At 40.5% G+C, this 12,164-nt stretch carries 8 protein-coding genes; 4 read left to right on the top strand and 4 right to left on the bottom strand.

Annotation, left to right across the window (positions count from 1 at the left end; translation table 11 throughout):
- Positions 1-16: 16 nt before the first annotated feature.
- From I6E82_RS16985 to I6E82_RS16970, 4 genes are all read right to left on the bottom strand, one after another.
- Positions 17-334 (bottom strand): DMT family transporter, encoded by a 318-nt coding sequence (locus tag I6E82_RS16985; RefSeq protein WP_007580521.1) that lies wholly within the window; start codon positions 332-334, stop codon positions 17-19.
- The gene (locus I6E82_RS16980; protein WP_010554553.1) at positions 334-1,866 is read right to left on the bottom strand and encodes a bifunctional GNAT family N-acetyltransferase/carbon-nitrogen hydrolase family protein; all 1,533 of its coding nucleotides are present in this window, start codon (positions 1,864-1,866) and stop codon (positions 334-336) included. Before I6E82_RS16980 ends, I6E82_RS16985 begins: the two co-directional genes overlap by 1 nt.
- Before the next feature lie 99 nt (positions 1,867-1,965).
- On the bottom strand, positions 1,966-2,814 hold the full coding sequence (locus I6E82_RS16975; RefSeq protein ID WP_007580517.1) for an MBL fold metallo-hydrolase: 849 nt from the start codon (positions 2,812-2,814) through the stop codon (positions 1,966-1,968).
- Positions 2,815-2,893: 79 nt separating this feature from the next.
- Positions 2,894-5,179 (bottom strand): penicillin acylase family protein, encoded by a 2,286-nt coding sequence (locus tag I6E82_RS16970; protein WP_197118347.1) that lies wholly within the window; start codon positions 5,177-5,179, stop codon positions 2,894-2,896.
- A gap of 156 nt (positions 5,180-5,335) precedes the next feature.
- Here I6E82_RS16970 and ycaO point away from each other — a divergent pair, with 156 nt between their 5' ends.
- The 4 genes from ycaO to nadE all read left to right on the top strand — a co-directional run bounded on the left by ycaO (position 5,336) and on the right by nadE (position 12,146).
- Positions 5,336-7,096, top strand: coding sequence for a 30S ribosomal protein S12 methylthiotransferase accessory factor YcaO (ycaO, locus tag I6E82_RS16965; RefSeq protein ID WP_197118346.1), 1,761 nt, complete (start codon positions 5,336-5,338; stop codon positions 7,094-7,096).
- Between the two features lie 115 nt (positions 7,097-7,211).
- Positions 7,212-10,574: an ATP-binding protein gene (locus I6E82_RS16960; RefSeq protein WP_197118345.1), complete on the top strand. Its 3,363-nt coding sequence runs from the start codon at positions 7,212-7,214 to the stop codon at positions 10,572-10,574.
- Positions 10,575-10,617: 43 nt separating this feature from the next.
- Positions 10,618-11,247 carry a YceH family protein gene (locus I6E82_RS16955; protein ID WP_007580511.1) on the top strand — a complete coding sequence of 210 codons (630 nt, stop codon included), beginning with the start codon at positions 10,618-10,620 and terminating at the stop codon, positions 11,245-11,247.
- A gap of 68 nt (positions 11,248-11,315) precedes the next feature.
- A complete protein-coding gene (gene nadE, locus I6E82_RS16950) occupies positions 11,316-12,146 on the top strand; it encodes an ammonia-dependent NAD(+) synthetase (protein WP_121953458.1) in 831 nt (276 codons plus the stop codon).
- Positions 12,147-12,164 lie beyond the last annotated feature (18 nt).

Here is a 12,164-nt window from a genome sequence, read left to right as displayed (position 1 = left end):
TTATTCAAATTACCAATTAAGAGCTGATTTTTAGTGTTATCACACCACTAATAATCATTAATACTCCCGCAATACGACCAAATGTAGCTGCATCGTTATAAAACAATATACCTACTAAAAACGTACCCGCAGCGCCAATACCTGTCCACACCGCGTATGAGGTGCCCATTGATATTTGCCTTTGCGCAAGCCACAACATAAAACCACTAGCGACTAAAAATGCCACCGCTATTGCGATGCCCTGCCAGCGAGTATCTGAGTTTTGCGAAATTTTTAAACCTATCGGCCAGCCAATTTCAAGTAAACCGGCAATAACCAAATAAATCCACGCCATTAAACATCTCTCTTTTTCAATATAACTTCATATAAATCTTCGCGGCGATCTTTTAAGTTACGCACTGTGCCTTCGCTGTGAAGAATTTTAAGCTTATCCATATCAAGGTCACTAAATAACAGCATTTCTGTATTAGGTGTGGCTTCGTTAAGTGTTGCATCGTGCGGGAACGAAAAGTCCGATGGCGTTAACACAGCCGATTGTGAGTACTGCACATCAAGGCTTTCTACTTGTGGTAAGTTACCTACCGAGCCTGCAATAACCACATAACATTCGTTTTCTATTGCACGCGCTTGTGCACAATGGCGCACACGTAAGTAGCTGTTTTTAGTGTCGGTCCAAAATGGGACAAACAAAATATCTAACCCTTGTTTTGCTAATATGCGTGAAAGCTCAGGAAACTCTACGTCATAACAAATTTGAATACCTACACGCCCAGCATCGGTTTCAAATACAGCAATTTTGTCGCCGCCTTGAATAACCCAATCGTTTTGTTCATGCGGGGTAATATGTATTTTACGTTGCTCGTCTATTTTACCGCTGCGGTGGCATAAATAACTTACGTTATAAATTTTATCGTCTTCGGCAAGCGGCATAGAGCCGGTAATAATATTGGCGTTGTATTCTATTGCCATACGCGACATCGCGTTTTTAAACGTTTCGGTATATTCCGCTAAATAACGAATCGCTTCAGTTTGGTTGCTTTGATTTCCTAAGCCCATTAATGGCGCGTTAAAAAATTCAGGGAATAGTATAAAGTCGCTTTTGTAGTCTGATACGGTATCTACAAAGTATTCAACCTGCTTTAGCATTTCTTCAACCGATTCAACACAACGCATTTGCCATTGCACAGCACCTACACGCACGATTGATTTAGTTGACTCGAGTACAGTGTCGGTTGGTTCATACATAATGTTATTCCACTCAAGTAAAGTGGCGTAACCAACTGACTCTTGATCCTCCGGTAGGTACTTTTTAAGTAAACGCTTTACCTGAAAATCGTTAGATAACTGAAAGCTTAAAATAGGATCGTATAGCTCTCTCTGATCTACTTTTGCAATGTATTCCATTGGCGTCATTTCACTACTGTGATTGTAATAACGTGGAATACGACCACCCGCTAAAATAGCGCGTAGGTTATATTGGCGGCACAGTTCTTTACGGGCATCATAAAGGCGACGACCTAATCGCATGCCTCTGTGAGTTTCGCTAATGGCCACATCTAAGCCGTATAGCGCATCGCCGTCGGTATCGCTAAATACACGGTCGTGACCATCTGCAATGTCTTCGTACGTATGCGGGTTTGAAAAACGTGTGTAATCAACTTGTACACTTAATGCTAAGCCCACCAGCACACCGTCATCTACAATACCTATTTGCCCTTCAGGAAATTGGTCTATTAATCTAAAAATGGTATGACTTGGCCACGCACCACCTAAGTCGGGATACGCTTGATCCATCAAGGTTTTAATTTGCGGATATTGCTCTCTGGTTAAGTTACAAATTTCAAGATGGGTTTTTTCTGCCGACATACACAACTCCTTTAGGCATAAGAAAATAAAAGCCGAATGTACGCTCGATTAAATCAAGAATACACTCAGCTTTGTATCATGTTTTTTACTTTAGATGTACTACTTTAAACTGCGATAAAAGAGTGTGGTTACTTTCTCTTTTGGTAACCAGCCTGCGTATTCAAGACCAAGTTCTGCCAATGGATCGGCTTTAAGTACTTGCTCTAAGCTTGCATTATTTTGCATTGCTTTTAGCATCACATCTTTCGCGTTTTGAACTAGTTTACCATACGCTATCAGTCCTGAACGGTCACTTACCTTACCGTGTCCTGGTATTACTTTAGTGTTGTCGTCAATTTGTTTAACTACATCGTCTACTGCCGCTAAAATACCATCAACGCTACCGCCACTATCTACATCAACAAACGGTAAGCTGCCAAAATTAAAGTAAATATCGCCCATGTGCACTATGTTGTCGTTACTAAAAAAGACAACCGAGTCTCCATCGGTATGTGCATGTTCGTAATGCACTACATGGGCATGTTCATTATTAAAATGCAGTTTTAAATCGTGACCAAAACTAATGCGCGGTAAAAAGTCTGACCCTTCGCCATGCTGCTCTTCTAAACGTTTATGTACATTGTCGTGTGCTATAACGTGCGCACCCGCTTTAGCAAAGTTTTCGTTGCCACCGGTATGATCGCCATGATGATGCGTATTAATAACAAACTCTGCACTGCCTGGTTTTAAATCGCTAATCGTTTTTTTAATATCATCTGATAGTTTGGCAAACTGATCATCAATAATATAAATGCCATCATCACCTACACTTGCTGCAATATTACCGCCTTGCCCAAATAGTACGTATACATGCTCACTTAGCTTTTGTGCTGTTACTGGTCCCTCGTCGGCTTGCGCTGCTGTACTTAGTAATAAACCTGTTATTAATGCGGGTAGTATTTTTTTCATTTTTGTTCTCTGTTGTATGAAGTAATTAATATAGAACGTTTTTATCACTATTTAAGCTCACTCACTGATCACTTAAACGTTATTTAATAGGACTTATGACTATTTGATGCATAAGTGTTTGCGGCAATAAAGGTGTATGTTTACCCTCTACGTAATCACTAAACCCCGCTCTATAAAATTCAGAAAGAGGATGCCCCGATTGCCCACCGGGAATAGCTAAAATTGCATGTTCTAAATGCCCAGGTTGAGCAATAAAGCGCTGCGATGCGCCAAAACTACGCCCTTGTACGGCGGGCATGTAGCTATCACCAAAACCCGCTGCTGTGGGCATATTTAATAACTTAGCAAGTAACGGCATTTGCTTTGCAAACGGATGCTCTATCACTAACTCATTGACCTTGCCCCACTGCCAGCTTTGTACATTATTACCAAATTGCTCAGTAAGCTTAGTGATAGTTTGGTTAAATGCACCGTGTAATTGTGCATCCCAGCTTTTAAATTGCGGGTTTATCCACGTATCGGGTTTGTTATTAATAAGCTGCCAAACTGCGGGCTCTAAATCTCGTTTTACGTATTTAAGTGTGCCTTGCTGTTTATTTAATTGGCTTTCAATATTACTAAATAAAATATTAATCACTTCATCGCGGTAGCGCTTAACTAAGGTATACCCTATGGAGGTTGAACACGCACATTGCTGCCAATTTTCGAGCGCTGTTATATATTGCTGATTTTTGGTTTGATCTGTTTTTAATTGCTTTAATAGCAAAGCATGCCAAGGCATTAAAAAGCGAGCTTGGTTATCGAGCTGCAGTGCGTAAAAGTCACTCTCAGCAAATGTTTGTTTTTCAAATAATCTATCGCGAATTTGACTCGAACGTGCACCGAGTGCATAGCCACCATTACCAAAACGCGCGTTATCTTCAGCCGATACCACGCGAGAGTTACCAGTCCATAATCGCCCGCTTTGTGGGTTTTTAATAAAGGGACGTTCTAATTCATTTTGCAGCCAAAGCGCTGAGTAGTCGTCGGCATTTACGCCAAGTTCGCTTGGCGTTTTACGCGCCGGTATACCGCCCATATTTTTCCACGCTGCGCTACCAAGGCTGTCGACCACCATTAGGTTTTGCACAGGTATTCCTACATCGCTTGCTACGGCAAGTGCATCATCTACTGTTTTGGCTTGCTCTAACTTTAATAGTTGCATATTAACGGCGTAAGGCTGATGTGCAGCCCAGCTCAATGCATAAGGTTTTCCGTTAATGTATTTTACAGGGCCATATTCGCTGAGTAGTAATGAATAGTTTTCAACCTCCCCATCGGGTAATGCAATAGGTTCATCTACTTGCCATGTTTTACTATCATCGTTTAATGCAATCCAATCGGCTGTATCTAAATAACCGTTAGTAAATCCCCATGCAACATTGTTGTTAGTGCCAACAACAATGGCTGGAGCTCCGGGCAGCGATACACCGGTTACCTGAGCAGGTTTTCCATTTTGTATATAATTTAGCTGAGCTCTGTACCAAATTACAGGTACTGCCATCGATAAATGCATATCATCCGACACCATACCAGCGCCTGTTTTAGTTAGCGTTCCCGTAACAGCCCAGTTATTACTGCCGCGCTCTTGGTTGGCTTCAATACTTTTAACTGTATGCTGTGTTTGAGTTGGCAAAGTAGGTATGCCGCCGCTATAAGGCGCTAATTTACTGCCATCAAGTGCGGCTTGGTACTTACTCGGTTGCGTTAAAAAATCAACCATTTGCTTTGTGTACGCTTGCTCAATTTGAATAAGTGCTTGGTCGCGCTCAAATGTGGCGCTTTGCAAATCAAGGTACATGCTAAATATCACAAGTAGGCTGTCTTCACTTTGCCATGGCTTTTGTGTTGCACCGGTTAGTAAATATTCAAAGCTTGAATACCCTACTTGCGCTAAGCCTTCGTTTACACCTTGAGCGTAACTTTTAAGTAATTGCTTATCTGCATCAGGCAGCGTTTGTAAAATAATTTGGCTGCGTTTACGTAATTGATGAAAACGCATCTTTTTATCGAGCCCCAACGCGGCTTCGCCAAATAACTCACTTAGCTCGCCTGCGGCATTACGTCTTAGTAAATCCATTTGAAAAAATCGGTCTTGCCCATGCGCATAACCTAAACCATAGGCTGCATCGTTTCGGCTATTTGCATTTATCACTGCTTGCCCTAGTGCATCGCGCGAAATTTTTACAGGATCTACTACCGCGTTACTACGTCCGTTTCCATCAAGGGCAGGTAAACTTAAACTAAGTACACCATAAACAACGGCGGTACTTGCCAGCCCTAATATCACAATTAATAACAACAAGCGTTTGATTACTTTAAACATCAACCTTTCCTTTGCACGTTTTGACCAAGCGTTAAGAACATATAATAACCACAGTTTTATTAAATAATAATGTTCTTGCTCGCAAAGGGTGAAATAAACATCAAAATCCACGATAATGTCAGCTCCACACATCGTGCAGAACTAGTTGAGATCAATATGACTGAAAAAACATTTATCAAAGGTAAAGACCGCGACCTAGAATCGTCAATCTCTACCATGCAAAACAAGCTTGAAGCCCTACACATTAATGTTGAAGAAGCGCTTTGGCTTAACCCTGTAGCTAACTGTTATTCGGTTCATATAAAAGACAGTGACTGCGGTGTTATGTTTACCAATGGTAAAGGCGCAACCGACAAAGCCTCTATTGCCTCAGCACTCGGTGAATACTTTGAGCGTTTAAGCTGTAACTACTTTTTTGCAGACTTTTATCTAGGTGAAGAATTTGCCAATGGCGAGTTTACTCATTACCCAACCGAAAAATGGTTTAAAGTTGAAGGCGACGAAGTACCACAAGGTATTATGGATGAAAGCTTATGGGATTACTTTGACCCAGAGCGCGAACTTACCGCATCACACCTTTTTGATTTTAACTCTGGCAATATTGATCGTGACATTTGTACCCTGCCCTACACTCGCCAACGCGATAACCAAGACGTATACATTCCGGTAAACGTTATTGGTAATATTTTTGTATCTAACGGTATGAGCGCAGGTAACACAAAATTTGAAGCTCGCGTACAAGGTTTATCAGAAGTATTTGAACGCGCTATTAAAAACCGCATCATCGCCGAAGGCATTTGTTTACCAATCGTGCCTGAAGACGTTGTTAAGCAATATCCTAAAATTCACGAAGCGTGTGAAGAGCTTCGCAGCCATGGCTTTCATTTACGTATTGCCGATGCATCACTTGGGGGGATTTACCCCGTAATGAGCGTAACGCTTATTAACCCAACTGATGGTTCTGTGTTTGCCTCTTTTGGTGCTCACCCTTCATTTGAAGTAGCGCTTGAGCGTACCGTTACTGAGTTACTACAAGGTCGTCGTTTAGATCAACTAGATGTATTCCAACCTGCAACATTTGATAACGATGAAGTAGCAACACCAGAGAACATTGAACTGCACTTTATTGATTCAAGCGGTTTGATTTCGCATGATTTCTTCCGTGCAAAACCTGACTTTGAATTTGTACACTGGGACTTTAGCGGCACAACAGAGCAAGAATATAACTTCTGTACTGACCTGATTCACAGCATGGATCATGATATCTACATCATGGATTACACGCACCTAAACGTATACGCATGTCGTATTTTAGTACCGGGCATGTCAGACATTTATCCAGTTGATGAGCTTATTTGGCGCAACAACAACGAAGGCGCAAAATTTCGCGAAGCATTCCTATCGCTTGATCAGTACGATGCAGAGCAATGGATGGAAATTTACGACAGCCTAGAAGAAGCCGGTCATAGCGATATTATCCGCGCCGCAGAATTTATTGGCTTAGCAACTGATGCCGACACACCATGGCACACACTGCGTATAGGTGAGCTTAAAGCGCACCTATGCTTAGCCGCAGGCAGCGAAGAAGCCATTGATTGGGTTGATTGGATACTTCATACGGGCCAAGTAAACGAAGATGCAATGCGCCACTTCCGCTGTTTAAAAGCGATTCTTGAAATTAAATACGATGACGAGCGCGAATACGCTGATTACCAAGATGCATTAGGCTTAATGTTTGGTGCTAATAATGTAGCGCTGGCTATAGAAATTGCCGAAGGTAAAAAGCAGTTTAACGGTTTAACTTTTCCAGGTTTATCGCTTGAAGGCTTTAAAAAGCATGCGGCACTACTTGATGGTTACCGCAAGCTACACGTAGCAAAGCAAAATCATTGGGCGCGTGAAGTTAGCGATTCGTAACTCGCTAAACTACTAATTATAAAAAATAAACGGCGCATTTGTTAATGCGCCGTTTTCATTTATGTCATAAATTAGCTATAGTTAATTTGCCTAAATTAACGCCACGATGTAGCTAATGCCACCGTCTAGTAATAACAAAAAAACGAATGTTCATAACTTTAAGCTGACCTTTTGGTTATCGCTTACGCTAACTGTACTAGTTGGTGTTGTTCTTGATCGTATTAACTATAATCGTGTAAAAGATGCTCACCGCCTACAAATTCTTTCAGAAGTAAGTACTTATAGAGCTCAACTCGAATCAACCTTAGTTTCTAATATTCAACTAGTACGGGGTTTAGGTGTTGCCGTTGCCGCAGAACCGGGTTTAGAACAAGAACGCTTTGAACAAATCGCAGCCCCTCTTTTTGATACATCAAATGAACTTCGTAATATTGGTGGCGCTCCCAATATGGTCATTCAAATGACCTATCCTTTAAAAGGGAACGAAAAAGCAATTGGCCTTAATTTTTTAGATAATAAAAATCAGCGTACTGATGCACTTAGAGCCCGCGATACCAACACAATTATTATGGCAGGACCGCTAACATTAGTTCAGGGGGGGGAAGCATTAATCGCCAGGGTTCCGGTGTATACCCCTCCTAATAATGAGTTTTGGGGGTTGTTGTCGGTTGTACTCGATATTGACAAGGTTTATATCAACTCTGGTGTTTACGAATTAGAAAAACAGTACAACGTTGCCATTCAAGGGCGTAATGGTTTAGGTAAAAAAGGCGAGTTTTTTTTCGGCAATCAAAATATTATTCAGCAAGATCCTCTTGAGTTCACTCTAAATTTTCAAGGCGGCAGCTGGCAGTTATATGTAGCGCCAAAAATCGGTTGGAGCCCTCCTATTTCATCAATATGGCCACTTCGGTTATCGATTATTATTATTTGCGGGTTATTAATCTGGGCCTTTTTATTCTTTTTGAAAATGCTTAATCGTCAGCAACAAAACGAAAAAATGCTTGAAGCAATGAGTGATCTAGCTCAAATAGGCGCATGGTCATTTAACTTAGAAACTAAACAAGTGTATTGGTCTGATATGACCAAAAAACTATTTAAATACCCATTAAATAACCAACCAGAATGGCCTAAAGATTTAAATTACTTTAAAAAAGGCACTAGCCGAGAAACAATTAAACCTTTAATTGAACGAGCCATAAAATATGGTGAAAGCTACGAAGTTGAATTAGAAGTAATGGATGCAGAAGGTGAATCTGTTTGGGTACTCGTACATGGTGAAGCAGAACGAAAGAATGGACGATGCACACGCATTTTTGGCTCACTACAGAATATTGATACCCGTAAAAAAATTGAATTAGAAAATAATAAAACCGCATTACATAACGAAATTTTAGCTTCTCTTACCGTTAATAAATTAATATTAAATGGGCAACTTAGCCAATCGAAAGATATTATCACTGAAGCAATCTGCCAAGCATTCGATATTAAACGTGCCAGTATTTGGTTTTTTAATGAAGACAAGTCTCAACTAAGCCCCTTTGCCATACATAGCAAACATTCGTCTAGTGACAAAATTGACTCTATTTGGCTAAGAAAAAACAACCCCGGCTTTTTTAATGCAATAGATCATCAAGCAGTATTTAATGCACCCGATGCACTAGAACACCCAATACTCGCACCAATTAAAGAGCAGTATTTAATGCCACTCGAGATTAAATCAATGCTGTGCATAATTATTCCTGCGGGAAGTGGTGCTATAGGCGTTGTTTGCGCCGAGCAATGTCAATCCAAGCGCCACTGGTCTAAAAACGAAGAAAGCTTTTTAATTGCCGTTGCAGCGTTAATAGGCAGCTTGCACTCGAGCCAGCAACGAATTGAAACTGAACAAAAGCTGGTTGCCGCCAAAGAAACTGCAGAACAAGCTGTTGAAGCTAAAAGTGAATTTTTAGCAAGTATGAGCCACGAAATTCGCACACCAATGAATGGTGTTTTAGGCATGCTTAATATAATTAAGCAAACGCAACTAGACCTACAGCAAAAGCATCATATTGAACTTGCTCAGTCATCAGCTCAATCTTTACTTAATATAATTAACGACATATTAGACTTTTCTAAAATTGAAGCCGGTAAGCTCGATATTGAAAACGTGCAATTTAACCTACCTCGGTTATTAGGAGAAGTGGTTGAGTCGTTTGCTTTAAAAGTAGAGCAAAACAATACAAAACTTATTTTAGATGCCACTCAAATTACAGTTAGCGAAATAATTAGTGATCCGAACCGCTTACGCCAAATTTTGAATAACTTAATTGGCAACGCCGTTAAATTTACTATTGATGGCGAAGTAGTTATTACCGCCAAAGTGGATGAAACAACGGATGGCTCGTTCCTACAATGTTCGATTATTGATACTGGCATTGGTATTGACCCTAAAAAACGAGCGTCGTTATTTGACTCATTCACACAAGCAGATACCTCAACTACACGCCAGTTTGGGGGCACAGGGCTTGGCCTTGCGATAGTAAAACAACTGTGTGAGCTGATGAACGGTGAAGTAAGTGTAAACAGCATGCAAGGTGAAGGAAGTACATTTTCTTTCACAATACAAATACAGCCTCGCTTAAGTAAAGAACAAGATTTACCGAGTCATTTAATTAAAAACAAACATATTTTAATTATTGATGAGTGCTCGTTAAATGCAAATACAGCCAGCAAACAACTCACGGTATGGGGTGCAAAGGTTAATTGCATACATGACTATCTTGAGGTTGATGATTATTTAAATAATGTAACCACCCACCCTGAAGCTATTTTAGTTGATTACTACTTTTTTGAAAAAGCGCCGCAAACGCATATAACTGCGCTTAAAAACTTTATAAATATGCATAGTTGCAAGTTAGTTCTTATGGCGCCAATGAGTTATTCACCTGAGGAGTCTAAAGTAGGTATGGAAGTCGACTGTATGATTTTCAAACCACTCACACCTTCTGATTTGTTTGACTCACTCACTAACGATAAATACATTGAACAACAGCAGCAACAAGCACAACTACAAAATAAACTAACTAAAGCACCAGTACTCGATTCATCAGAGCCACAACTACTGCTCGTTGAAGACAATAAAATAAACCAAGTAGTTGCCTCGGCGCTATTAAAGCAAGCAGGTGTGACTTTTGATATTGCTGAAAATGGGCTTGAGGCAATTGTAAAACTCAATGCAAAACAAGGTAAGCCATATAAGCTAGTTTTAATGGATTGCCAAATGCCTGAAATGGATGGCTACCAAGCCACTAAAGCCATTAGAGAAGGCGATGCAGGTAAGGGTAATGAAAATATTACTATTATTGCACTTACAGCCAATGCCATGCAGGGCGATAAAGAAAAATGCCTAGCAGCAGGCATGAACGACTATTTAAGTAAGCCGCTCGATTTAGCCGCCCTAAAACCTAAACTCCAGCAATGGCTTGGTATCCAATAAAGGTGTAAGCTAATAAAATACGCTTACTAATTTGAGATTATTTATGCAGTTATCAGCAAATCAACAACGTATTCTTGGTTGCTTACTAGAAAAACAAAGCACAACGCCAGAACATTATCCGCTATCGTTAAACGCTCTAGTGAACGCATGTAACCAAAAGTCTAATCGCGATCCTGTGTTAAATCTTACAGATAGTGACGTGCAAAACGCACTTGATGAACTAATAGACATGCGTTTGGTAACTATAGATGAAGGGCTTTCTGGTCGCGTAAATAAATACGACCACCGCTTTTGCAACACTGAGTTTAGTAATCTGCAATTTTCTGCTCAGCAACGTGCCATTGTTTGTTTATTACTTTTACGTGGTGCCCAAACCCCAGGTGAATTAAGAACTCGCAGTGCTAGGCTTGCTGATTTTAATAACGTAAATGAAGTAGAAACAGCGCTCAATAAACTGATTGAAAGCGATTACGCCCGTAAATTAGAACGAGAAGCAGGTAAACGCGACAGCCGATACATTCATTTATTTGGCGAACAACAAAATAATCCCGCCGATGCCTTTGTTGCTCTACCAAGCGAAGTAATTAAAGATAAAGAATTAAGTGATTTACTGGCAGAAGTGGAAGAATTAAAAGTAGAGCTTCGCAAAATAAAAGCTCATTTAAAACTTTAATTAATTAAGACTAAATCACATAATAAGTTTATTGCGTATCACATATTAAATTTTATAAGGAGCTGGCAATGCGCGCCGAAATTATGGCTGAAATGAAGGTTCAGCCAACTATTGATGTAAATGCTGAGATAACTCGCCGGGTTGCTTTTATTAAAGCACGTTTAGTAGCAGCTCACTCACGATCACTAATATTGGGTATTAGTGGTGGTGTTGACTCATCAACTTGCGGCCGCTTATGTCAACTTGCCGTAAACGAGCTAAATAAAGAACACGATACTGACAAATACCAATTTATTGCTGTGCGCTTACCTTATGGCGTACAAGCCGATGAAGACGAAGCGCAAATGGCGGTTGATTTTATCCAGCCAAGTAAACGTATGACCGTAAACGTACAACCGGCTGCTGATGCACTGCATGAGCAAGCGATAGCTGCTGTAGTTGGCTGTGGTGAAGCACTGCCTGAGCAAGCTCAGATAGATTTTATTAAAGGTAATGTTAAAGCACGCCAACGTATGGTTGCTCAGTACGAAATTGCTGGCTTTTGCCAAGGCTTAGTAGTGGGTACCGATCATAGTGCTGAAAACATTACTGGTTTTTATACTAAATTTGGTGACGGCGCGTGCGATTTAGCTCCGCTATTTGGTTTATCAAAACGCCAAGTGCGTGCACTTGCTACTGCACTCGGTGCCCCAGCTTTATTAGTAGATAAAGCACCTACAGCTGATTTAGAAAGCGACCGCCCAGGCTTAACAGATGAAGAAGCACTTGGTTTGAGCTATGAGCAAATTGATGACTTTTTAGAAGGTAAATCTGTTTCTAAAGACGTTGAACAAAAGCTTGTAAGTATTTACATGCGTACACAACATAAGCGCCAACCAATTCCGACAATTTACGATTAATGTTTTAGTAAATAAAAT

The organism is Pseudoalteromonas sp. NZS11 (assembly GCF_015864765.1).
Lineage (GTDB): Bacteria > Pseudomonadota > Gammaproteobacteria > Enterobacterales > Alteromonadaceae > Pseudoalteromonas > Pseudoalteromonas arctica.
Note: the sequence above shows the minus strand (reverse complement) of the source record. Positions and strands in the feature narration are given on the sequence as shown.

Coding starts and splice junctions, on each gene's coding strand:
- I6E82_RS16985 (WP_007580521.1), bottom strand. CDS start 334: ATGGCGTGGATTTATTTGGTTATTGCCGGTTTACTTGAAATTGGCTGG.
- I6E82_RS16980 (WP_010554553.1), bottom strand. CDS start 1,866: ATGTCGGCAGAAAAAACCCATCTTGAAATTTGTAACTTAACCAGAGAG.
- I6E82_RS16975 (WP_007580517.1), bottom strand. CDS start 2,814: ATGAAAAAAATACTACCCGCATTAATAACAGGTTTATTACTAAGTACA.
- I6E82_RS16970 (WP_197118347.1), bottom strand. CDS start 5,179: ATGTTTAAAGTAATCAAACGCTTGTTGTTATTAATTGTGATATTAGGG.
- ycaO (WP_197118346.1), top strand. CDS start 5,336: ATGACTGAAAAAACATTTATCAAAGGTAAAGACCGCGACCTAGAATCG.
- I6E82_RS16960 (WP_197118345.1), top strand. CDS start 7,212: ATGCCACCGTCTAGTAATAACAAAAAAACGAATGTTCATAACTTTAAG.
- I6E82_RS16955 (WP_007580511.1), top strand. CDS start 10,618: ATGCAGTTATCAGCAAATCAACAACGTATTCTTGGTTGCTTACTAGAA.
- nadE (WP_121953458.1), top strand. CDS start 11,316: ATGCGCGCCGAAATTATGGCTGAAATGAAGGTTCAGCCAACTATTGAT.